Source organism: Streptococcus sp. 5346 (assembly GCF_013277455.1).
Taxonomy (GTDB): domain Bacteria; phylum Bacillota; class Bacilli; order Lactobacillales; family Streptococcaceae; genus Streptococcus.
Map to the genome: position 1 here is coordinate 117,221 of NZ_VMMY01000014.1, position 24,362 is coordinate 141,582.

21 protein-coding genes and 1 pseudogene are annotated in these 24,362 nt (G+C 42.0%); 13 read left to right on the forward strand and 9 right to left on the reverse strand.

Annotation, left to right across the window (positions count from 1 at the left end; translation table 11 throughout):
* Positions 1-29: 29 nt before the first annotated feature.
* The 7 genes from fabG to HT732_RS08800 are packed head-to-tail and all read left to right on the forward strand — an operon-like array spanning position 30 to position 5,970.
* Positions 30-761, forward strand: coding sequence for a 3-oxoacyl-[acyl-carrier-protein] reductase (gene fabG, locus HT732_RS08770; protein WP_173254672.1), 732 nt, complete (start codon positions 30-32; stop codon positions 759-761).
* A gap of 20 nt (positions 762-781) precedes the next feature.
* Complete coding sequence (gene fabF / locus HT732_RS08775) at positions 782-2,017, forward strand: beta-ketoacyl-ACP synthase II (RefSeq protein WP_173254674.1); 1,236 nt, start codon at positions 782-784, stop codon at positions 2,015-2,017.
* A gap of 2 nt (positions 2,018-2,019) precedes the next feature.
* A complete protein-coding gene (gene accB, locus HT732_RS08780; RefSeq protein WP_173254676.1) occupies positions 2,020-2,505 on the forward strand; it encodes an acetyl-CoA carboxylase biotin carboxyl carrier protein in 486 nt (161 codons plus the stop codon).
* Complete coding sequence (gene fabZ, locus HT732_RS08785) at positions 2,502-2,924, forward strand: 3-hydroxyacyl-ACP dehydratase FabZ (RefSeq protein WP_173254678.1); 423 nt, start codon at positions 2,502-2,504, stop codon at positions 2,922-2,924. Before accB ends, fabZ begins: the two co-directional genes overlap by 4 nt.
* 11 nt (positions 2,925-2,935) lie before the next feature.
* A complete protein-coding gene (gene accC, locus HT732_RS08790) occupies positions 2,936-4,303 on the forward strand; it encodes an acetyl-CoA carboxylase biotin carboxylase subunit (protein ID WP_173254680.1) in 1,368 nt (455 codons plus the stop codon).
* Between the two features lie 36 nt (positions 4,304-4,339).
* Positions 4,340-5,206, forward strand: a complete 867-nt coding sequence (gene accD / locus HT732_RS08795; protein WP_173254682.1) for an acetyl-CoA carboxylase, carboxyltransferase subunit beta — start codon at positions 4,340-4,342, stop codon at positions 5,204-5,206.
* Positions 5,203-5,970 (forward strand): acetyl-CoA carboxylase carboxyl transferase subunit alpha, encoded by a 768-nt coding sequence (locus HT732_RS08800; protein ID WP_173254684.1) that lies wholly within the window; start codon positions 5,203-5,205, stop codon positions 5,968-5,970. The genes accD and HT732_RS08800 overlap by 4 nt, the downstream gene beginning before the upstream one ends.
* Before the next feature lie 102 nt (positions 5,971-6,072).
* Here the strand turns inward: HT732_RS08800 and nusB are convergent, their stop codons facing one another.
* From nusB to HT732_RS08845, 9 genes are all read right to left on the reverse strand, one after another.
* Positions 6,073-6,498: a transcription antitermination factor NusB gene (gene nusB, locus HT732_RS08805; protein WP_173254686.1), complete on the reverse strand. Its 426-nt coding sequence runs from the start codon at positions 6,496-6,498 to the stop codon at positions 6,073-6,075.
* Complete coding sequence (locus HT732_RS08810) at positions 6,491-6,880, reverse strand: Asp23/Gls24 family envelope stress response protein (protein WP_000510574.1); 390 nt, start codon at positions 6,878-6,880, stop codon at positions 6,491-6,493. Before HT732_RS08810 ends, nusB begins: the two co-directional genes overlap by 8 nt.
* 21 nt (positions 6,881-6,901) lie before the next feature.
* The gene (efp, locus tag HT732_RS08815) at positions 6,902-7,462 is read right to left on the reverse strand and encodes an elongation factor P (RefSeq protein WP_000568643.1); all 561 of its coding nucleotides are present in this window, start codon (positions 7,460-7,462) and stop codon (positions 6,902-6,904) included.
* A 327-nt stretch (positions 7,463-7,789) separates the two neighbouring features.
* Complete coding sequence (locus HT732_RS08820; protein WP_173254688.1) at positions 7,790-8,185, reverse strand: hypothetical protein; 396 nt, start codon at positions 8,183-8,185, stop codon at positions 7,790-7,792.
* Positions 8,186-8,228: 43 nt separating this feature from the next.
* Positions 8,229-9,674, reverse strand: coding sequence for an Asp-tRNA(Asn)/Glu-tRNA(Gln) amidotransferase subunit GatB (gatB, locus tag HT732_RS08825; protein WP_173254690.1), 1,446 nt, complete (start codon positions 9,672-9,674; stop codon positions 8,229-8,231).
* A complete protein-coding gene (gene gatA, locus HT732_RS08830) occupies positions 9,674-11,140 on the reverse strand; it encodes an Asp-tRNA(Asn)/Glu-tRNA(Gln) amidotransferase subunit GatA (protein ID WP_173254691.1) in 1,467 nt (488 codons plus the stop codon). Before gatA ends, gatB begins: the two co-directional genes overlap by 1 nt.
* The gene (gene gatC, locus HT732_RS08835; RefSeq protein WP_173254693.1) at positions 11,140-11,442 is read right to left on the reverse strand and encodes an Asp-tRNA(Asn)/Glu-tRNA(Gln) amidotransferase subunit GatC; all 303 of its coding nucleotides are present in this window, start codon (positions 11,440-11,442) and stop codon (positions 11,140-11,142) included. Before gatC ends, gatA begins: the two co-directional genes overlap by 1 nt.
* Positions 11,443-11,828: 386 nt before the next feature.
* A complete protein-coding gene (locus HT732_RS08840) occupies positions 11,829-12,074 on the reverse strand; it encodes a DUF4160 domain-containing protein (protein ID WP_001127467.1) in 246 nt (81 codons plus the stop codon).
* Positions 12,067-12,318, reverse strand: coding sequence for a hypothetical protein (locus HT732_RS08845; RefSeq protein WP_000471832.1), 252 nt, complete (start codon positions 12,316-12,318; stop codon positions 12,067-12,069). The genes HT732_RS08840 and HT732_RS08845 overlap by 8 nt, the downstream gene beginning before the upstream one ends.
* Before the next feature lie 223 nt (positions 12,319-12,541).
* Between HT732_RS08845 and HT732_RS08850 the strand changes: the two genes are divergently transcribed.
* The 6 genes and pseudogenes from HT732_RS08850 to HT732_RS08870 all read left to right on the forward strand — a co-directional run.
* The gene (locus HT732_RS08850) at positions 12,542-14,086 is read left to right on the forward strand and encodes a peptide chain release factor 3 (RefSeq protein WP_173254695.1); all 1,545 of its coding nucleotides are present in this window, start codon (positions 12,542-12,544) and stop codon (positions 14,084-14,086) included.
* A 714-nt stretch (positions 14,087-14,800) separates the two neighbouring features.
* On the forward strand, positions 14,801-15,727 hold the full coding sequence (locus HT732_RS08855) for an Rpn family recombination-promoting nuclease/putative transposase (protein ID WP_173254698.1): 927 nt from the start codon (positions 14,801-14,803) through the stop codon (positions 15,725-15,727).
* 5 nt (positions 15,728-15,732) lie between these two features.
* Positions 15,733-16,176, forward strand: a pseudogene (locus HT732_RS08860) (hypothetical protein); the annotation flags it as partial.
* A gap of 23 nt (positions 16,177-16,199) precedes the next feature.
* Positions 16,200-16,331, forward strand: coding sequence for a hypothetical protein (locus HT732_RS10515; protein ID WP_275690739.1), 132 nt, complete (start codon positions 16,200-16,202; stop codon positions 16,329-16,331).
* Positions 16,332-16,908: 577 nt separating this feature from the next.
* Positions 16,909-19,488, forward strand: a complete 2,580-nt coding sequence (locus HT732_RS08865) for an accessory Sec-dependent serine-rich glycoprotein adhesin (RefSeq protein WP_173254702.1) — start codon at positions 16,909-16,911, stop codon at positions 19,486-19,488.
* A partial coding sequence (locus HT732_RS08870; protein WP_275690740.1) for a Rib/alpha-like domain-containing protein occupies positions 19,427-24,362 on the forward strand: 4,936 nt, incomplete at its 3' end. The genes HT732_RS08865 and HT732_RS08870, both read left to right, overlap by 62 nt.

The following is a 24,362-nucleotide window of genomic DNA, read 5'->3' on the forward strand; positions in this document are numbered from 1 at the left end:
ATAAATACAAGAGGAAACAGGAGAAAAGAATGCAACTAGAAAATAAAAATATCTTTATTACAGGTTCGAGTCGTGGAATTGGTCTTGCCATTGCTCACAAGTTTGCTCAAGCAGGAGCCAATATTGTTTTAAACAGTCGTGGGGCAATCTCAGAAGAATTGCTCACTGAGTTTTCAAACTATGGTGTTAAGGTGGTTCCTATATCAGGAGATGTATCAGACTTTGCAGACGCTAAGCGTATGGTTGATCAAGCTATTACAGAGCTGGGTTCAGTAGATGTTTTGGTCAACAATGCAGGAATTACACAAGATACCCTAATGCTCAAGATGACAGAAGCGGATTTTGAAAAAGTTCTCAAGGTTAACTTGACTGGTGCCTTTAACATGACACAATCAGTCTTGAAACCGATGATGAAAGCCAGAGAAGGTGCTATCATTAACATGTCTAGTGTTGTTGGTTTGATGGGAAATATCGGTCAAGCTAACTATGCTGCTTCTAAGGCTGGTTTGATTGGTTTTACTAAGTCTGTGGCGCGTGAAGTGGCCAATCGCAATATCAGAGTTAATGCTATTGCACCTGGAATGATTGAGTCCGATATGACAGCAGTTCTATCAGACAAGGTAAAAGATGCCATGCTGGCACAAATTCCTATGAAAGCATTTGGGCAGGCAGAGCAGGTTGCAGATTTAACAGTATTTTTAGCAGGCCAAGATTATCTAACTGGTCAAGTGGTTGCCATTGATGGTGGCCTCAGTATGTAGAGAAGCTAGAGGTAAAAAAGATGAAACTAAATCGCGTAGTAGTAACAGGTTATGGAGTAACATCTCCAATCGGAAATACACCAGAAGAATTTTGGAATAGTTTGACAACTGGAAAAATCGGAATTGGTCCAATTACAAAATTTGATCATAGTGACTTTGATGTGCATAATGCGGCAGAAATTCAAGATTTTCCTTTTGATAAATACTTTGTAAAGAAAGATACCAATCGTTTTGACAACTATTCTTTGTATGCCTTGTACGCAGCTCAAGAAGCTGTTAATCATGCAGGTCTTGATGTAGAGGCTCTTGACAAGGATCGTTTTGGTGTTATCGTTGCCTCTGGTATTGGTGGAATCAAGGAAATTGAAGATCAAGTGCTTCGTCTCAACGAAAAAGGGCCAAAACGTGTGAAACCATTGACCCTTCCAAAAGCCTTGCCAAATATGGCTTCAGGAAATGTCGCTATGCGTTTTGGAGCAAATGGTGTTTGTAAATCCATCAATACTGCCTGCGCTTCATCAAATGATGCGATTGGGGATGCCTTCCGCTCGATTAAGTTTGGTTTCCAAGATGTTATGTTGGTAGGTGGTTCAGAAGCCTCTATCACACCTTTTGCTATTGCTGGTTTCCAAGCCTTGACAGCTCTCTCTACTACAGAGGACCCAACTCGTGCTTCCATTCCATTTGATAAGGACCGTAATGGGTTTGTCATGGGTGAAGGTTCTGGGATGCTGGTTCTTGAAAGCCTTGAACACGCCGAAAAACGTGGCGCTACTATCCTTGCTGAAGTGGTTGGTTACGGAAATACTTGTGATGCCTACCATATGACTTCACCACATCCAGAAGGTCAGGGAGCTATCAAGGCCATCAAATTAGCCTTGGAGGAAGCTGAGATTTCCCCAGAACAAGTAGCCTATGTCAATGCTCACGGAACATCAACTCCTGCTAATGAAAAAGGAGAAAGTGGTGCGATTGTGGCTGTTCTTGGTAAGGAAGTACCTGTATCATCAACCAAATCATTCACAGGACATTTGCTGGGGGCTGCAGGTGCAGTAGAAGCTATCGTCACAATCGAGGCTATGCGTCATAACTTTGTACCAATGACAGCTGGCACAAGCGAAGTATCAGACTATATCGAAGCCAATGTGGTTTATGGACAAGGCTTGGAGCAAGAAATTCCATACGCTATTTCAAATACCTTTGGTTTTGGTGGCCACAATGCAGTTCTTGCTTTCAAACGTTGGGAGAATAAATAACTATGAATTTAAACGATATTAAAGACTTGATGGCCCAATTTGACCAGTCAAGTTTGAGAGAATTTTCTTATAAAAATGGGACGGATGAGTTGCAGTTTAGCAAGAATGAAGCGAGACTTGTATCTGAAGTTGCAGCTCCAGTTGCTCCAGCGTCCGTTCTAGCAACACCAAGTTCAGTAGCTCCTTCATCTGCTCCTGCAGAAACTGTAGTGGCAGAAACTTCGGCACCAGCCGAAGCAAGTGTGGCTGCTGAGGGAGATGTTGTAGAGAGTCCACTTGTTGGGGTGGCTTACTTGGCTGCTGGTCCTGATAAACCTGCCTTCGTTTCAGTTGGCGATAGTGTCAAAAAAGGCCAAACATTGGTCATCATCGAAGCTATGAAAGTCATGAATGAAATTCCAGCTCCTAAGGATGGTGTGGTGACGGAAATTCTCGTTTCTAACGAAGAAATGGTTGAGTTTGGTAAAGGATTGGTACGTATCAAATGATCGATATTCAAGGAATCAAAGAAGTTCTGCCTCACCGTTATCCCATGCTCCTAGTGGACCGTGTCTTGGAAGTAAGTGAGGATACTATTGTTGCCATCAAAAATGTGACCATCAATGAGCCCTTCTTTAACGGCCATTTTCCTCAATATCCAGTTATGCCAGGTGTTCTGATCATGGAAGCATTGGCGCAAACAGCTGGTGTCTTGGAGTTGTCAAAACCTGAAAATAAAGGAAAACTGGTCTTTTACGCTGGTATGGACAAGGTTAAATTCAAGAAGCAAGTTGTACCAGGTGACCAATTAGTTATGACGGCAACGTTTGTAAAACGTCGCGGTAGCATTGCTGTGGTTGAAGCAAAGGCTGAAGTGGATGGCAAGCTTGCAGCTAGTGGTACTCTTACCTTTGCAATAGGGAACTAAGGAGGTTCTCCATGTTTCGAAAAATTTTAATTGCCAATCGTGGTGAAATTGCGGTTCGTATTATCCGTGCGGCGCGTGAATTGGGCATTGCGACGGTAGCGGTTTATTCAACTGCCGATAAGGAAGCCCTTCATACGCTTTTGGCAGATGAAGCGGTTTGTATCGGTCCTGGCAAGGCAACAGAGTCTTATCTCAATATTAATGCGGTTCTATCAGCTGCAGTTTTGACTGAGGCAGAAGCCATCCACCCAGGTTTTGGATTTCTCAGTGAAAATTCCAAATTTGCAACCATGTGTGAAGAGGTGGGAATCAAGTTTATCGGCCCATCTGGTCATGTCATGGATATGATGGGGGATAAGATCAATGCGCGTGCTCAGATGATCAAAGCAGGCGTGCCTGTTATACCAGGTTCAGATGGAGAAGTGCATAATTCTGAAGAAGCTTTGATTGTTGCTGAAAAAATTGGCTATCCTGTTATGCTTAAGGCTTCAGCAGGTGGAGGTGGTAAAGGGATTCGTAAGGTTGAAAAACCAGAAGACCTCGTTTCCGCCTTTGAAACTGCTTCAAGTGAAGCCAAGGCCAATTATGGCAATGGTGCCATGTATATAGAACGGGTCATCTATCCAGCTCGTCACATCGAGGTTCAAATCCTAGGAGATGAGCATGGACATGTGATTCATTTAGGTGAACGGGATTGTTCTCTTCAACGGAATAACCAAAAGGTTTTGGAAGAAAGTCCTTCGATTGCAATCGGGAAAACGTTGCGCCATGAAATCGGTGCTGCTGCTGTTCGAGCGGCAGAGTCTGTTGGCTATGAGAATGCAGGGACCATTGAGTTTCTTCTTGATGAAGCTAGCGGTAAATTCTATTTTATGGAGATGAATACTCGTGTACAAGTAGAACATCCAGTAACAGAATTTGTTTCAGGTGTGGATATCGTTAAGGAACAAATTCGCATTGCGGCAGGTCAGCCACTGTCTGTTAAGCAAGAAGATATTGTCCTACGCGGTCATGCCATCGAGTGTCGTATCAATGCAGAAAATCCAGCCTTTAACTTTGCTCCAAGTCCAGGTAAGATTACTAATCTCCATCTGCCAAGTGGTGGAGTTGGCTTGCGCGTGGATTCAGCAGTTTATCCAGGCTATACCATTCCACCTTATTATGATAGTATGATTGCCAAAGTCATCGTTCATGGGGAGAATCGTTTTGATGCCTTGATGAAAATGCAACGTGCCCTCTATGAACTAGAGATAGAGGGGGTGCAGACCAATGCAGATTTCCAGCTTGACCTCATTTCAGATCGCAATGTCATTGCTGGAGATTATGATACTTCCTTCTTGATGGAAACCTTCTTACCCAAGTATCAAGAAAAAGAATAAAATGATTTCAAGAGTTTAAACCGAAAAGGGGAATCAATGGCTCTATTTAGTAAAAAAGATAAGTATATTCGAATCAATCCCAATCGTTCGGTTAGGGAAAAACCTCAAGCCAAGCCAGAGGTTCCAGATGAATTATTCTCCCAGTGTCCAGGCTGTAAGCATACCATTTATCAGAAGGATCTGGGAAGTGAGCGTATCTGTCCGCACTGTAGCTATACCTTTCGTATTTCTGCCCAAGAACGCTTGGTTTTGACGATTGATATGGGGACCTTCAAGGAATTGTTTACAGGGATTGAAAGCAAGGATCCTTTGCATTTCCCTGGTTATCAAAAGAAACTAGCAGCTATGCGTGAAAAAACAGGTCTGGATGAAGCTGTTGTCACAGGAACTGCTCTTATTAAAGGTCAGACTGTGGCTCTTGGGATTATGGATTCCAACTTTATCATGGCTTCTATGGGTACAGTTGTAGGGGAGAAAATCACTCGTTTGTTTGAGTATGCGACTGTCGAACAATTGCCAGTTGTTCTCTTCACAGCCTCTGGTGGAGCTCGTATGCAGGAAGGAATCATGAGTCTCATGCAGATGGCCAAGATTTCTGCAGCAGTTAAACGCCATTCAAATGCTGGTCTCTTTTACCTGACCATTTTGACAGATCCAACGACAGGTGGTGTGACAGCTTCTTTCGCTATGGAAGGCGATATCATTCTAGCAGAACCACAGAGTTTAGTCGGTTTTGCTGGGCGTCGTGTGATTGAAAATACGGTTCGTGAAAGCTTGCCAGAGGGGTTCCAAAAGGCAGAATTCCTATTGGAACATGGTTTTGTGGATGCTATTGTTAAAAGAAGAGACTTGCCAGATACGATTGCTAGCCTAGTCAGATTGCACGGAGGGGGTCCTAGATGAATATTGCAAAAATAGTCAGAGAAGCGCGTGAGCAGAGTCGCTTGACAACTTTGGACTTTGCTGCAGGCATTTTTGATGAATTTATCCAATTACACGGTGACCGTTCTTTTCGTGATGATGGTGCAGTTGTTGGTGGTATTGGCTGGCTTGGAGACCAAGCGGTAACAGTGGTTGGTATCCAAAAAGGCAAGAGTTTACAAGATAACCTCAAGCGGAATTTTGGTCAACCGCATCCAGAAGGCTACCGCAAGGCCCTACGTTTGATGAAACAGGCTGAAAAGTTTGGTCGTCCAGTTGTGACCTTTATCAATACTGCAGGTGCCTATCCTGGTGTGGGAGCGGAAGAACGTGGACAGGGAGAAGCTATTGCTCGCAATCTCATGGAAATGAGTGACCTGAAAGTTCCGATTATCGCCATCATTATAGGTGAAGGTGGTTCAGGTGGAGCTCTGGCTCTAGCCGTTGCGGACCGTGTCTGGATGCTGGAAAATTCTATCTATGCCATTCTCAGTCCAGAAGGCTTTGCTTCCATTCTATGGAAGGACGGCAGTCGTGCCATGGAAGCGGCAGAACTGATGAAAATAACATCACACGAGCTACTAGAAATGGACGTGGTGGACAAGGTGATTTCTGAAGCAGGACTTTCTAGCAAAGAATTAATTAAGAATGTCAAAAAAGAACTCCAAGATGAGCTAGCTATACTTTTACAAAAACCGCTAGAAGCGTTGTTGGAAGAGCGTTACCAACGATTTAGAAAATACTAATACAAAAACTAGAACTGACTGTCAGTTCTAGTTTTTATGTGGTTCTTTCCCTGTGAAGAGAGGAAAGTCAAAAGGTGCTTGGAAGACCAAACACCTTTTCGATTATTCATTTCCTTCAGTTACAAATTGACTAAGCAGTCCGTTGATAAAGCGGGCTGATTTTTGATCTGAAAAATTCTTAGCGAGTTCAATGGCTTCATTGACTGCTACCAGCTGAGGTGTATCAAATGATGTGATTTCAAAGATTCCCAAGCGTAGTAAGTTTTTCTCGACCAAGGTCAAGCGTTCAACTGTCCAGCCTGACTTGAGGTGCTGGTTGATTTGTTTATCCAACTCGTCTTTTTGAGCTTGAACGCCAGAAACCAAGTTCAGAAGAAAGGCAGGGATTTGCACATCTGCATCTTCACGGTCATGTGTATATGCAAAGTGACAAGCTGTTTCTATATCTGTACCGAATTCAAGGCTCATAAGAGCTTGAAAAGCGCATTTTCGAAGTTCGCGTCTAGATTCTAATAATGGACTAGTCATTGAGGAAGTCCTCGTTAAATAGATCTTTCAACTCAGGTTTTGGTGTTTTATCTGGAACGATTCCTGCAACATGGATGTTAACAGCAGAAAGTTCCACATCAGCCATATCTCGGACAGCATCTTTGACTGCTTTTTGAATAGCAAGAGCAACTTTTGGTACCTTCACACCGTACTCAAGGTAGAGATAGATGTCAGCAGTTAGCTCTTCATTGTTTTCTTTTAAGTAGACGCCGCGACCAAGAGAGAGTTTTGATAGGGTATCAGACACGGATTTATTTGAAAATGAGTGGACACCATCAACTTTAGCAGTTGCGATGGCAATGATTTTTTCAAGTACACGTGGAGCGATAACGATTTCGCCAAATTGTTCTTCAATTCCCATAGAATGACCTCTTTCTAGAGATTAGGCACGAGAAACGTAAGTTCCTTCTGCAGTGTTGATGATCAATTTTTGTCCAGCTTCGATGAAGTCTGGAACGTTGACAACAAGTCCAGTTTCCATAGTTGCTGGTTTACCAGAACCTGTAACAGTAGCACCTTTGATAGATGGTTGTGTTTCAGCAACTGTCAATTCAACAGTAGTTGGTACAGTTACACCGATTACTTCAGTTCCGTAGAATTGGATTTTCACATCAGAGTTTTCAAGGATGTAAAGCAATTCATTTTCAACATTTACGACTGGAATTTCATATTGGTCGTAAGTTTCAGTGTTCATGAAGTAGGCAGTTTCATCCATTTTGTACAAGTATTGAGCTGGAACAGTTTCGATAATAGCTTGTTCGAATTTTTCTTCTGGACGGTAGCTTGTGTCAAAAGTAGAACCAGTACGGACATCACGCAATTTCATACGCATGATCGTGTTTCCTTTACCTGGTTTGTGGTGGCTAGCTTCCAAAACGCGGATCAATTTTCCGTCTGCAGTTTCAAATGTCATACCAGCTTTCAATTTGCTTGCTTCAATCATGTTTTTACCTCTTTAATAAATATTATTACTCTTCATTTTACCATAAAATCTTCTGAAAATAAAGCCAAAATAGTTATTGGGAGGTGGTAGGGGAGAAAAAACCAACCTTAGGGCTGGTTTCTTTTACATATTAATCTTCTTTCAACTTCGCCAATTCCTGTGCAAGTAGTTTAAGGGCAACTTGTGGGTTGGCTTGGCATCTTGTTTAGCAAGTTCGTTAAAGAGTTCTTGATTGACATTGAGGCTATTGAAAAGGTAGATCTCTTAATTTGAATGATTATTAAACTATATTATAACCTTTAAAAATCATCTAAGATATACTTGTCGTTATTTACTAGTAGTTATCTTTTTTATGGAATGATGTTCAATGAGCCACCCTACAATCCACCCCGTCGCTAGCAAGTAATTTTCGAAAGCACCGATAGCATTTATAGGAGAATGATACTCCATAAAATTGACTAAGTGATTTGTTCCTATTCCAATCCCACCGAAGATGAGAGCGAAAAGCACGATTCGTAGATAGAACCAATCGTACTTAATATTGACACCGAGAATAAGAATCAATACAGCTAGGTTCCATATTCCAATTTCTCGTTGCCAACCAGTAGAGATTCCGTACCCGGAGTGACTTCCCATGTATGATGGAAAGAAAATTTGTAGTATAGAAGCGCCTAGCATAGCGATGATGACTAAAATAAATAGCAATCGTAAAAATTTGTTCATTTTTTCTTCTTTCTAAAATAGAAAAAAGTATATAAAAAGTCTGTTATTCATCTTCTTTCAACTTCGCTAATTCTTGGGCAAGAAGCTTAAGGGCAACTTGTGGGTTGGCTTGGCCTTTGGTTGCTTTCATGAGGAAGCCTGTGAAGGCCTTGTCTGCGTTGCGTTTGCCTGACTTGAAGTCGGCAACAGCAGCTTCGTTATCCGCAAAGACTTGGTGGATGATTGGGATCAAGATTTCTGGATCTGAGATTTGAACCATGCCAGCTTTTTCCACGTATTCACGCGCGCCACCGCCATTTTTAGCTAGATGGACAAAGACTTTCTTGGCAATCTTAGAAGAGATAGTGCCGTCTTCGATGATGGCAATCATTTCAACCAAGTTTTCTGGTGTCAATTCGATTTGTTCCAGTGTCTTGCCTTCGGCGTTCAAGAATTGAGCAACCTCCCCTTGGAGCCAGTTAGAGACCTGTTTGGCATCGCCACCGAGGGCAACAGCTTTTTCAAAGAAATCAGAAGTGACTTTGTTTGCAGTCAACTGGCTAGCATCGTAGTCTGACAAGCCAAGTTCAGCCACGTAGCGTGCACGGCGTTCCTTTGGAAATTCTGGCAATTCAGTACGCATTTCCTCAATCCACTCGTCTGAGATTTCAAAGAGTGGGAGGTCTGGTTCTGGGAAGTAGCGGTAGTCTGCAGCGCCTTCCTTGACACGCATGAGGATGGTTGCTTTGTTGGCTTCATCGTAACGGCGTGTTTCTTGGCGGATTTGTCCGCCTGAGCGAAGGATTTCAGCTTGACGTTGGACTTCGTATTCAAGACCCTTACGCACGTTTGAGAAGGAGTTGAGGTTCTTCAACTCTGTCTTGGTACCGAATTTTTCTTGACCATAAGGGCGAAGAGAAATATTGGCATCCACACGCATAGAACCTTCTTCCATCTTAACGTCAGAAATGCCAGCGTACTGGATAACTTCCTTGAGGGCAGTTAGATAAGCGTAGGCTTCTTCTGGTGAGCGCATGTCGGCTTCAGAGACGATCTCGATCAAGGGCACCCCTTGGCGGTTGAGGTCAACGTAAGAGTAGCCGTCTGTACCGTGGGTGTTTTTACCAGCGTCTTCCTCTAGGTGGGCGCGTTCGATACCAATTTTCTTGGTAGTACCGTCTTCTAGCTCAACTTCAATCCAACCGTTATAACCGATTGGCTCATCAAACTGAGAAATTTGGTAGGCTTTGGGATTATCAGGGTAGAAGTAGTTCTTGCGGTCAAAGTGCATTTTTTTGTGGATGTCCATGTTGAGGGCAAGAGCTGCCTTGATACCGGCATCGACCACACCTTTATTGAGAACTGGCAGAACTCCTGGGAAAGACCAGTCAATCACGTTGGTATTGGCATTTTGGTCATTTCCAAAGTGGGCAGAAGTAGGTGAGAAGATTTTTGAATTGGTGTTGAGCTCTACGTGGACTTCAAGTCCAATGACTGTTTCAAAGTTCATTAGTTGTCACCTCCAAAAATCACGGGTTGTTGTTTGTGGTAGTCTGTTGTCGCCTCAAAAGCAGCAGCAGCTTGGTAAATGGTTTCCTCAGAGTACTTAGGACCAATCAGTTGTAGACCGACAGGTAGTCCTTGAGAGAATCCAGCAGGAATCGAAATCCCTGGAAGACCTGCCAAGTTGACTGGGATGGTCAAAAGGTCAGCCAAGTACATGGCAACTGGGTCATGGTTGAGTGAGTCCAAGTCATAAGCAACACTAGGAGCAGTTGGTCCCAAAATCAAGTCATAATCCGCAAAGACTTTTTCGAAATCTTGGATGATGAGGGTACGGACCTGACCGGCCTTCTTGTAGTAAGCATCGTAGTAACCTGATGAAAGACTGAATGTACCAAGCATGATACGGCGTTTAACCTCTTCACCAAAACCTTGGCTACGGCTGTTTACATAGATTTCATCAAGATTAGTTGCATCTTCTGCACGGTAGCCATAACGGATACCATCAAAGCGTTGCAAGTTTGAAGAAGCTTCTGATGAAGCGATGATGTAGTAAACGGCAACACCGTATTTAGAGTGAGGCAGGCTGACTTCTTCGACGATAGCACCAAGTTTTTCAAAGTGTTTAGCGGCATTCAGAATGGTTTCCTTAACCTCTGGGTCAATTCCTTCACCGAGGTATTCCTTAGGCAAAGCAATTTTCATGCCCTTGATGTCTTGGCCGATTTTTGAAGTAAAGTCGGCGATGCGGACAGGAGCAGAAGTAGAGTCTTTGGCATCTTCGCTGGCAATAGCGTTGAGCAAGAGAGCATTTTCCTTAACAGTAGGAGCAAAAGGTCCAATCTGGTCTAATGAACTACCAAAGGCAATGAGACCGAAACGTGAAACTGTTCCGTAGGTTGGTTTGAGACCAACGATCCCGTTGAAGGCAGCAGGTTGGCGGATAGAACCACCAGTATCAGAACCAAGTGACAAGCGGACTTGCCCAGAAGCTACAGCTGCAGCAGAACCACTTGATGAGCCACCAGGAACCTTGTTTTGGTCCCAAGCATTTTTAGTTGCTCCGTAGTGTGAAGTTTCACCTGAACCACCCATAGCAAATTCGTCCATGTTGGTTTTCCCAACGACAATCATGCCTTTAGCCTTTGCATTGGAAACGGCTGTCGCATCAAAGATAGGCTCATAGTTGTAGAGCATTTTTGAGGCAGCAGTTGTGAGAATACCGTCAGTAGAGATGTTATCCTTAACAGCTAGTGGAATTCCTGAAAGGACATTATCAGCATCAATTCCAGCTTCATCAATGGCCTTAGCTTGAGCAAGAGCTTGCTCCTCAGCGATGGTAACAAAAGCGTTGATAGCTGTCTCGCGAGATTGGATATCTTCAAGCGTTGCTTGGGTTAATTCAGTTGCAGAAATTTCCTTAGAAACAAGGAGATTGTGCAAGTCTTCAATGGTTTTATTGTTAAAAGTCATTAGGCATCTCCTCCATCGTCTAGGATAGCTGGTACCTTGATATAGTAGTTGTCTTTTTCAGGTACGTTTTTAAACAAGCGATCACGGTCTGTTCCTTCTGCGGCCACATCAGGTCGGAGTACAGTCTTGCGGTCGGCCATGGTCGTAGTAGGTGCGATACCAGTTGTGTCAACTTCGCCCAACAATTCAATCATGTCAACAATTTTAGACAAGGTAGTCGCAAAGGCAGCAGTTTCTTCTTCAGAGAATCTTAATTTTGAAAGATTGGCAACGTGTGTTACCTCTTCTTGCGTAATTTTCATCTTGCATCCTTTCGTGAAATGATGATTTTTAGTCTGTTCTATTTTACCATATTTTCCTATAAATAAGGGAGGGAAAGGTGAAAAAAGACATCTGGCAAGTCGAGAAAGAGGTTTTTAAAATAGACAAAAAAATAGCCGTCCTAACTTTGGTGAGTTAACGAGCTATTTTTTAGTTATGTAATTACAGCCACCGTCTTAAACAGCTCTGTGGGGTGTTGTTGTCGCAACACCTTTTTCTACATTTATTGTAACATTTATTTGAAAAATTGCAAGGGGAATTAGGCTTCCTAGTATTTGGATAAGTTGAGTAGAAACTGAGTAGTAGGCATTAAAATTGCTAGATAGTTTTTGTTTATTGTACATTAGCAAACTAAGATTCTTTGATTTTAATATGCACTCTTTTGGTATTCATTCCATAAAGCCTGAAGTTCATCTGCATTTTCTAAAACATATTGCCTGATTATTTTTAGGTCTTTTGCCTTTAATTTACCATCTCTCAGTTCACCGTTCAGAAACATTGAGCCGACCTCTTCTCCGTGGATATAAATGTGAATATGTGCTTTTTGACCTTTATGGTTATGTTCGTTAGGACGAATTTCAATACCATACTTTAAGAAAGAATATTTAGGCATGTAGTAGTCCCACGTAATCCTTCCATGTTTCAAGGTAGTTATCGCGATTCAACTCAATTTGCTTTTGAGCAAAACGAATGTCATAGTCTGCTAAGTCCAAATTTTCCAATACTTCTCCAGTTAGAATACTAAAGGTTCCAATTAATTCATCGTCATCATACATGCGCAAAATAGGGTTATTTGGATTCTTGTAAATATCATCTTTTGTCACTTCTAAATTAGTTACACCAAATTCTTTGAACATGATTATATCTCCTTTTTGTTTTATTATATCATTTTTGCTAGAATTGTCACTGTTTTCTATCTATTTGACTACAAGGGAAAGCTTTTATTCAATATAAAATAGAAATTGAAAAAAATGCTAAAATCCGATATAATGGAGTGTTGAAAGGAATGGTAAAATCCAATGTAAAAATCATTCTTAGCTATCGAAACAAGAAAAATAGAGAATCAAAGAAAGAGAACTTATGAATATTCAAGAAGAAATTAAGAAACGTCGTACTTTTGCCATTATCTCCCACCCGGACGCGGGGAAAACAACCATCACTGAGCAGTTGCTCTACTTTGGGGGCGAGATTCGTGAAGCTGGTACCGTAAAAGGAAAGAAAACAGGGACTTTTGCCAAGTCTGACTGGATGGATATCGAGAAGCAACGTGGGATTTCGGTGACTTCATCTGTTATGCAGTTTGACTACGATGGCAAGCGCGTCAACATCCTAGACACCCCAGGGCACGAGGACTTTTCAGAAGATACCTATCGTACCTTGATGGCGGTGGATGCTGCGGTTATGGTTGTGGACTCTGCCAAGGGTATCGAGGCTCAAACCAAGAAATTGTTTGAAGTTGTCAAACACCGTGGAATTCCGGTCTTTACCTTTATGAATAAGTTGGACCGTGACGGACGTGAGCCACTAGACCTCTTGCAAGAGTTGGAAGAAGTCTTGGGCATTGCTAGCTACCCGATGAACTGGCCAATCGGGATGGGGAAAGCCTTCGAAGGATTGTATGACCTCTATAACCAACGCTTGGAGCTCTATAAAGGGGATGAGCGTTTTGCTAGTCTTGAAGATGGGGACAAGCTTTTTGGTAACAATCCTTTCTACGAGCAAGTCAAGGATGATATTGAACTTTTAAATGAAGCTGGAAATGAATTCTCAGAGGAAGCTATTCTAGCTGGAGAATTGACACCTGTCTTCTTCGGTTCAGCCCTTACTAACTTTGGCGTTCAGACCTTCCTTGAAACATTCCTCAAATTTGCTCCAGAACCACATGGACACAAAAAAACAGATGGTGAAATTGTGGATCCTTATGACAAGGATTTCTCAGGCTTTGTCTTTAAAATCCAAGCCAACATGGACTCTCGTCACCGTGACCGTATTGCCTTTGTCCGCATCGTATCAGGTGAATTTGAGCGTGGCATGAGTGTCAATCTGCCTCGTACTGGTAAGGGTGCCAAACTGTCTAATGTGACTCAGTTTATGGCAGAAAGTCGTGAGAATGTGACTAATGCTGTGGCAGGTGATATCATCGGGGTTTACGATACAGGTACCTATCAAGTAGGTGACACTTTGACAGTTGGGAAAAACAAGTTTGAATTTGAACCCCTGCCAACCTTTACTCCTGAGATTTTCATGAAAGTTTCTGCTAAGAATGTCATGAAGCAAAAATCCTTCCACAAGGGGATTGAGCAACTAGTGCAAGAAGGAGCCGTTCAGCTTTATAAGAATTACCAAACAGGTGAGTACATGCTAGGCGCTGTTGGTCAACTCCAGTTTGAAGTCTTTAAACACCGCATGGAAGGCGAGTACAATGCAGAAGTAGTCATGAGCCCAATGGGTAAAAAGACTGTTCGTTGGATCAAGCCTGAGGACTTGGATGAACGGATGTCATCAAGCCGCAATATCTTGGCCAAAGACCGTTTTGACCAACCAGTCTTCCTCTTTGAAAATGACTTTGCCCTCCGTTGGTTTGCGGACAAGTATCCAGACGTAGAGTTAGAGGAGAAGATGTAGATCGCCAAAGTTACTTGATTGTATAACAATCTAAGTAACTAACGCCAAGTTTCTATGGAACTTGGCTAGGCGCTCCACTAGTAAAGTTTTACGAATAATATCGATTCGTAAAACTTTACGTCGTAACTGGTAGTGAGTGGCCTAGCTAACTGCTTTACTAACTACGTTTGGCAATAGAATCGATTTGCCAAACTCCGTGTTGTAGTGTAAAAATTGATAACCGCTGTGGTGGTTTGTCTGAATACATACTAAAAAGTCCATGAATGTTACATTACATTGTGGGCTTTTTGTTGTAAACGTCAGAAAGTAAGCCTAGCTAGGTGACTTCCTGAGTTGCTGTAGAAAAGTGCTTATTTTGACCTGGATGGAGGTTAATAGTTACTATGCTTCCTTATCTAGACAATCCATTAGGAAAAATACTTGTGTAAACCGTTATTTTAGGACAAGTTGTAGTAAAAAGTTCCATGTTGAAACGTATGCTCCAAGGCTTATGTAAGACCAGATACGATTTGTTCGTTGTGTTGATTTTTGCAGGATGTAACTTGTTAGAGTTTTAAGAATCGTCATCCTTGTAGATGACATTTTTTGAGAGCAAGTTCAGAGATGTTAAAATAAATTGATTTTTAGTTTGGCTTTTTAATTTCTTTTCCGAATAAATAGATAGAACCATCAAACCTAGATTTAAAACTATGGTATAATGAAAGGAGAGAAAGTATGACATTACGTCATCCGGGCATCAGCCCAACCAATGACTTGGTTGCTAAGAAAATCTTTAGCAATCCAGAAATCACTTGTCAATTTATTCGTGATATGTTGGATTTACCAGCCAAAAATGTAACCCTTTTGGAAGGGAGCAATATTCACGTCTTGCCTTCCCTGCCGTACTCGGCCCAGGATTTCTATACTAGCATAGATGTCTTGGCGGAGTTGGACAACGGCACACAAGTTATCATCGAAATACAAGTCCATCATCAGAATTTTTTCATTAATCGTTTGTGGGCTTATCTATGTAGTCAGGTCAATCAAAACCTAGAAAAAATTCGCCAGCAAGAGGGCAATACTCATCAAAGTTACAAACACATCGCACCAGTATACGCTATCGCAATTGTAGATAGTAACTACTTCCAAGATGATCAAGCTTTTCATAGTTTTAGTATGCGCGAGGACACGACAGGTGAGGTTTTAACAATTACAAACAATGGACAGGAAAACCATCTGGTTAAGATGGCATTCTTGGAATTAAGAAAGTACAGAGAAACCAGCAAAGACGAGGTTCGCAAGCCGTGGTTGGAGTTTTTCGGGAATAAGCCCTTTACCCAAGAACCTGAGCGAGCCATCAGCCAAGCAGATCAACTGCTGGACTACAAGAGCTGGTCCGAGGAGGACAGGAAAATGTTTAGTCAACTACGTATGCGCGAAGAACAAGCCTTGTTAGCACAGGACTATGCCTTGGAAACTGCTAGGGCTGAAGGTCTTGAACAAGGTCTTGAACAAGGTCTTGAACAAGGACTTGAACGTGGAAAACTTTTTGCCTTCTTAGACATGGTTCGCCAACATGTTTTAACCTCTGAATTTGCGAGTGAACAATTAGGCATGTCAGTAGCGGAGTTTGAAGCGTTGCTGAAAGACCATCATAAATAAGACCTAAAAAATACAGAGAAACCAGCAAGGATAGTGTTCGCAAGCCGTGGTTGGAGTTTTTCGGGAATAAACCCTTTACCCAGCAACCCGAGCGAGCCATCAGCCAAGCAGACCAACTGCTGGACTACAAGAGCTGGTCCGAGGAGGACAGGAAGATGTTTAGTCAACTACGTATGCGCGAAGAACAAGCGTTATTGGCTCAGGATTATGCCTTGGAACAAGCTGAAGAAAAAGGCTTAGAACGTGGTCGTGCAGAGGGTCGTGAACAAGGACGAGCAGAAGGCGTTGAACAGGGACTTGAGCGTGGGAAAGTTGAAGGAAGGGAAGAAGGGAAACTTTTTGCCTTCCTAGATATGGTGCGACAACATCTTTTAACCGTTGAGGTTGCGAGTGAACAATTAGGTATGTCAGTAGCTGAGTTTGAAGCACTGCTGAAAGGACATCAGTGAGAAATCTGTAAGTGTTACACGATATGAAAATAACTAAAAAGGATAGCAAATCACTTGAAACAAGAGGGGGCTATCCTTTGTTTTTATGTTCGATGAAAATTAAAGAGCAGGTAAAAGTTAGAGTAGATTGGATAGGAAGAGAACAAGGTGATTAGACCATTCGGGCTACTTTTAGCTATTATAGTGAATTGAATCTACAATAGTATAACGCGATTCATAAAACCTTGAGCCCACGAATGAGGTAGGGTGAACACTCAATTTTAGATCTCTAATTATACATATGAATGCACCAGTTGGATTTTGATTGCTCCTTTCAAGATACATCATGGGTGATGAGCACACTGTTACACTTTTATATCACGAAGAAATAAATTAACATATAAACTATGTTTATAAATTAAAAAGGATATCCTGACAAGAAAAATGCCTTTGTATAAGGGTTTTGTTTTTTGAATTCAAGCACTTGAAAAATTTTTGGTTTGTCTTGAGAAAAACCATAGAATAATCATGTATAAAAACAGGAATATAAACCAAAAATGAGCTGAGTTACACTCATTTGCGTGTCTTTATAAAAATCTTATCTCATAATATATATAAAATAGTAAATTGCTTTTTTTTTTAGGTAAAAATACTTTCAAAGCTATTGCTATTTGGTGATTCTTTTTATATAATGTAGAGTAGTAGTTTATTTATATCTATAAATAAAAATAATGTTTGAAAGGAAATTTCAAAATGTTTTTTAGACGCCAAGAAGGTGAATATAGAGAGACGGATCGTGTGACCCGTTTCAAGTTGATCAAGTCGGGTAAGCATTGGTTGCGTGCCTCGACCTCTCAGTTTGGACTCTTTAAAGTCTTGCGTGGTGGTGTAGACGCTGCTCAGGTAACAACTGAAGTAATCGAAGAGCAATCAGCAAATACACTGACTGGATTGGATATCCTGAAAGGGATAGCCGCAGCAGGGACGGTACTCGGGGGTGGTCTTGCGACTACTACGCATGTCTATGCGGAGGAGACTACACAAGCTCTTGAAAAGGAGGTAAATACCGCTGATGCCTTGGCGACTGTAGGGTCTGCAGTTTTAGGAAATAAGAGTGAGTTAGGGAGTGAATCTGTTATTACAAATTCACAATCAGATTCACATGAAGTCAGTCTATCTGCATCTGTTAGCGAGAGTATCCACGTTTCGGAAACGGCTAGTAAAAGTCTTAAAGAATCGGAGTCGGCTAAAGCTAGTTTGGAGACAAGTCTATCTGCAAGTAAGGCTATCAGCGAATCTGGACTAGGTTCTGGCAATGTGATTGCTTCTATCTTGGGGAATGGTCTAGCCTCACAAGCTCCAGTTAATGGAAGTGTGGCTAGTAAGACGAGTTTGTCAACTGCAGCGGAAGAGTCAGTTGCTAGTTTGAAAGAAGTTGATGAAACTGCGCAAACGAGTCAAGCAAGTCAAGTAAGTACATCTGCTACTGGAAATGCGTCCGAATTATCACTTATTATTGAGAACAGTCTGAACTCTTTAGCAACTATTGATACGAAATTAAGTAGTTTGACAGTTAGTTCTACAGCTCTTAGAGACACGACTATAACAGCTGCTGTGGCGACTACGGTAACTGCCGAGAATGACAAGAAAGCTCAAGAAGACCGCAAACGTCTGTCTAAAATCTCAGCCACTATGGGTGAGTACCTAGCGAAGTCTATCGGCTTGCCAAATACAAACGAAGCCGTTGCTAAGGTCAATGCGGCTGTAACAGCTATTGAGGAAGCGCTAAAGACTCCAAATGCTGACTTGACAGATGTCATCAAGCAAGCAACGTCTGCACAAAACTCAATCATCAATGCCGTCCTTCGTGCCAACAATGGGCAACGTAGCGCCTTAAATGGTAAAGCGATGGAGAGAGGTTCTAGTTTTAGAGAGGCGCCTGAAAATAATCCTAACAATGCAAGATATGGTTTCAGTACAGCGACAGTTGGTTATGTTGTAACGAAAGCTGATGCTAGAGATCAGGCTGGTCCAGCAGGACCAAATGCAAAATATGGCTATAGAGAAGGAACCTACATCTATGCCACTGAGGGACGTCAAGGGAATGGAAGAGCGCCTCAAAAAGCTAATATTGCGACACGTGTTGAGGTTAGAGAGATTGCTTCACAGGTCTATATGAAGGCTGTACGGACTGGAACAACGACTCGTTGGGAGGTTCTCTTTAACGACGGTGGACAACCGCATGATAACCCATTTTTCTACTTTACTGTTCCAAAAGGGCATCGAATCACCAATATGAAAGTGGAGCAAAAATTCGGTGGGAATGGAGCGTGGAAAACTCTGGGAGAAGGTACTGGAGATAATGCTTTTTGTAACAATTCAAAAAGTGGTGACCTCTTGCCTGCAATCGGGAATGCTCAGAATAACCAAGGTGGAGCTTACTATGAAAATGTAGCTGGTGTGGGTCCAAGTGGGGTTGGTAGAGGAAGTCTAACAAGTTTGCGAGACTTTGCCTTTAATAATCCAGAGGCCTTTTACCAAACAGACCAAATCACCGAAAGAGTGAAAAAAGAAGGGGATTTTGCTTTCGAAAGTATTGAAGACGCTACTGCCAATGTCTATGCCCTTCACCCTAAAGGAAGTGCCCGTTACGAAGGGTATAGAATCACCTATACGACAGAAAGTCCAGAAAATACTAAAGACTATTATATGGCTGGATTCCGTTCCCTGGAAAATTCACGTCATAGAAACTACCTCCAAATGGTCGGTACACAAGACCGTTATAGAATTGAATTAAAACCTGGGAAAGCATCTACCTTTTATAAATGGGGTGGAGTAAATAATATAGGAAATCTTTCAGGTATTGCGGACGTGTATGATAAGGTCACTGGACAGAAAGTTCAGGAAATACCTAATGGGGTTACTTTCAAGGTAGATGGAACAGACGTTAACAGTTCATTGTTGAACTGGTTAGGTAATACTAGAGGTGCTGAAAGAGGATATGGATACTTAAAATTTTCAAAAGGAAATCATAAGCTGACGGTTACAATCCCAGGTAATGGTGGTGGAACTTATGAATTGCCATTTCGTGTTATCACTCAATCGGATGTTTATCAACCGACTATCAATACAAATGTGTTGAACCAATGGATTCATAAGGGAAGTACAGTTCCTAGTGCAGCTTCTATGATATCGGGATTCACCAATTCTTCTAGTACGATTTCTAATCTAACTAATCCAGATGATATGCAAGAATATAAAGATGCATTGAATGGAGGACCTGGTGGGGGGGGATGTTATCCCTCCGGCAACGGTTTCAGGGACAGCTACTAGTGCCTCAAACTTAAATGTGAAAAGTGTCGAATGGCTTGGTGGAGGAACTACCTTTGGTACGGGTGTAGGAGAAAACATGGCTGTTAAAGCAACAGTCAATGGTAATACCGTTTACCTACCTCTACCGAGTGATATGCCTGCAAGCAAGCTGGGTAAAACCTTGAGTACTGCTGAACGTACCAAAGTTTTGGAGTACAATGGTTTCACTGCGAGTACAGCTAGTATCACATCAGGAAAAGTTGGATTGAGCAAATCACTCGTGGTCACTTACAAGGATAACGAGGGTGGTGACTCGAGGGATATTTCCGAAGTATTCTTTGAAAATGTAGACATAGCAGCTAGACCAACAGTACCTGAAATTCAAGCTCCTTCTGATGGTAGCGTGACGGTTACGCCTAAAGGAGAAAGTGACAGCATAACCATCTCCTACACTCCTACATCTAGCACGACACCTACATCGATTTCTCTCAAGAAGAGTGGGAACACTTGGGATAACCCAGAACCTCTTCCTGCTGGAGTGACTTTAGATAAGAATACAGGTGCGGTTACTATATCAGAGCCGACAGTTAAAGATGAAAGTCAAGTCACTGCAACTGCCTATAACTTTAACTCAGAGGGAGCTACCTCTACTGGCACGGCAAAAATGCCCTATAGAACGAAATCAGAACGCTTTTATGCTGTCCAAGGGGAAAATCCTAGCCAACTAACTGCAAGTGAGTTTATCACCAATAGTAATGGGGCTGCAGTTCCGTCAACTGTCACTGTCGCGTGGAAAACGAGACCAGATTTTAGTAGTGTGGGTGACAAGAAAGCTGTCCTAACTGTCACTAGCTCAGGAATTACTAAAGATTTTGACTATAATTATACGGTTTATAAGAAAATTGATACTATTACCAAAAATGGAGTAACAGGGCAGTTCTATGCCTTCAAAGATGACGGTGGTGGTAAAACTAGTGGAGGTGGCTGGGCTAATAACATTGGTGGGAATACATATCTGTATACAAATTCCAGTGAACTTCCGCAAAATACGAAGTGGCGTTATGAATATAAATTAAATGGAACCTTAAATGGTACAGGTACACTACAGAAAACAGCGGATGCTACACCAGACTTTAGCGCAGTTTGGAATAACAATACAGCGCATCGAACAGAATATCGTGTAGTAGCCACCTATCCAAATGGTCGCTTTGGAACTGTATCGTCTACTAATCCCGCTTTGACAAGTCAAACAAGCTTTACTTATACCGTAGTAGATCCTGTTGCGAAGCAAACTTATGAAACAACAGTGGGGAATATGGCTCCGCTATCGGCAATCAAAACTACCCCAGGTCAAGCAGTTACAAATGCAACAAATACCCCAACAGTACCAACTGGAACAGACTTTGCATGGGAAACGCCGATAAGTGACTCTGATATTTCTACTCCAGGTTTTGTAACTAAAAAAGTTAGGGTAACATTACCAAAAGGCTCTACTGATCAAACTGATACAGGACGTAACAGTAAGCTAGTTTCTGTAACGATTAAGGTTAATCCACAGGCACCACAGATTGCAGCTGATCAGGTGACGAATACAGGTGGACTACCAAATCGTGGTATTACAGTCACTAATGTGACACCAGGTGCGACAGTGACCTTGACGCTTGGAAGTAAGACTGTAACGAAGACAGTAGAAAATAATGCGACAAGTCTAACAATTGGAGCGAGTGAATTAGCGGATAGTAACGGTTTGCTTCCAGTAGGAGATGTAACGGTTAAACAAAGTAAGGCATTTACTAATCCTGTAACAAACCAAGCAGAAACACTCCACTCAGCAACAACGACTAAAACTATCACTAGAGAAACAGTTAGACCTGTTGCTACGACAACTGTACAAGTTAAAAACGATAAAACTGGCAAATGGGAAACAGTTCCATCCACGAGAGATGGTGTTTTCGACGTATATACTTTCTATTCAGGTGATCGACTGCGCTTTATTACTAAATTTAGTGATAACAGTGGAAAGATTGACAAAACTGAAGTGAAAATAGGTGACAGCAATGGTCACACTACTATTACCAGTGGTAATATACTTGATGATAGTTGGGGAACTGCAATTCTAAACAATATCAATAATGTTTCTACTACAGCCACGGAGACTAATCCTTATACCATTGATACTGGTGAGAATCAAGGTCTAATTAACTCAGATTTGAGATATGTTCCTGACACTAGGGTGAAACGTTCGATTATAGTTAGAGATCCTTCTGGAAATTGGTCTCAAGGGAACAATCTCATACTTCAGCAGGGTCAGTTGAAGGATAAATTCCGAGGGGAACAACCAAAAGATGCGGTCCCAGTTGCAAATCCAAACTCCTTGACAAAGCCAGATCGTGATAAGATTCTTGAAGCTGTTAAGACAGCTAATCCACAAACAACCAATCGTATCAGTGGTTATACCATCGCTGAAAACGGTACTGTAACCATTACTTATAAGGATGGTACGCAGAATACTGTAGATCCAAAAGTAAAACCGCAGGCTCCTACAATCAATCCTGCAAATCAAGCAGTTTATGGAGATAAGTTAACTTCGACAGATCGTGTTATCACAGGTACGAATGCACCAGGTGCAACGGTAGAGGTAACGCTTCAAGATGGTACGAAAAAAGCTGCGACTGTAAATGGTACAACATGGACTTTAAATCTTGGACCTAATGAAGTATTGACTCAGTCTGAATATCAAAATCTTCAACGTGGTGACAGTAAAGCCAAAGGGATTGAGGTTACTCAAACTGTTAATGGACTTAAAAGTGATATTGCAAGTAAAGCAGTCACTCTTGGAGATTATACAATCCAGCCATCAAGGGTTGCTAAAACACCAAAAACAGGTGATAAAAGCAATAGTGTTGCTTCGGCAAAAGATGTGGTTGTTCAAATTCCGCATGATGCTGGTTTAGCTTATGTTCGCTTAAATGGGAATCAGGATCTTGCTCTTCAAAAACAACCAAATGGAACATGGAATGTAGCAGGAGTTTTCGCAGGGAAGGTTACGGCTGTTGAGACAGCGGTAGCTGGAGACCCAACTAAGAAAGAATTGACTATTAGCGTCAATGACCCAACTAATCCACCGTACCGTATTCAGAAAGGTACGGATAAGGTTCAGTTGTTGGTTAAATATGCAGATGGAAGACAAGAGCCACCAGCAGCTAAGAATTGGGTGAAAGCAGATGCTATCAATGAAAAACCTGCTATTACTGCAAATACAGGTTCAGAAAACAAGGTGTATGTTGCAGGTACGCCTGTAACTCAGGACGATTTAAAGAATCTTGTTACGGTTAGTGACCAAGAAGACTTGAATACAACAGTTCCAGGTGCGACGGTTGGTAAAAAAGCAAATGAAAACCTTACAGTAGAAGTTGTCAAAAAAGGAACCACTGCTAAAATTACAGGCAACTTAACCGATCCTGGTGTTTATACTGTTACTTATAAGACCAGTGATGCCGCAGGGGATGTAGCTGAAGATAAGAGTTTTGACATTGTCATTAAACCGCAGGCGCCACAAATCGCAGATGATCAATTGACTGAAAAAGGTGGTTTGCCAAATCGTAGTATTGAGGTAACTAATGTTACACCAGGTGCGACAGTTACCTTGACAATCGGCACTCAGACCTTTACTAAGACAGCTGGTCCTAACGATACAAGATTGACCTTCGAGCCAAGAGACCTTGCAGCAGGTTACAATGCTAATAACGGCTTGCTTCCAACGGGTAGAGTAACGATTAAACAAGCTCTTCCAAATCCAACGTCGAGCCAAACTAACCCGTTAGAATCAGAAACAACGACTAAAACAATTACTAAAGAAAATGAATTGCCAAATGTTACGGTTAGGGTAGAAGTTTATAATCCTAAGACTGATACATGGGTAGAAGCACCTAAGTATTCAGACGGCAAGAGCAAAATCTATGCTGGTGATAAATTCCGTGTGATGGTAGTAACTACTGACAATAGCGGTAAGGTTAGAAATATTGAGGCTTGGAATGATAACAATGGTAATGGAAATCCAACAACGACTTCCCTTATAGGGACAGATGTTCATAGTGGTGGTAGTGCCGTACCAGGTGGTACTGGTGGAAATTTCCCTGCAAGTGATGATCATCCTCAAAATAGACAAGTCATTACGGATGCTGTTTATAATTCAAATAAACAATATAGACCAGACGGGGATGGTAGCAAGGCAAGTGATAATGAATGGACACGTTATGTTCGTGTGAAAGATTTCTCTGAGAATGAAACACGAGTGTCCTATGGTATCCGTCAAGCTCCATTGAGTGAAAAGTATGATCCAGCCAAACCTGATACGATTCAGGTAACAAACAAAACGAATCCTTCTCCAGAAGATCAAAGAAGGATTCGAGAAGCAGTAAGCACGAAGAACGCAGGTCTACCAATTAGTAGAATTGATGTTGCGGCGGATGGTTCAGTGACTGTTGTGTATACGGATGGTACGAAAGAACCTCTAAAAGTTGAGTTATCAAATGAGCAGTATAGTACATCCTTATCAACAAGTGTTGTATCATCAACATCAATTTCAACAAGTGTTATAACGTCTAGATCAACATCTGAGAGTGTGATCACCTCACGCTCAACCTCTGAGAGTGTTGTAACATCTAGATCAACGTCTGAAAGTGCTAGCACATCGTTCTCTGCTTCGGCAAGTTCATCCCAATCATTGTCGGAATCCCAATCGGCGTCAGAGTCGATGTCGGCGTCAGAATCGGCAAGTCAATCAGCCTCTGAGTCCGCTTCAACAAGTGCAAGTCAATCAGCCTCTGAGTCTGTCTCAATAAGCGCAAGTCAATCAGCATCAGAATCAGCATCGACAAGCGCGAGTCAATCAG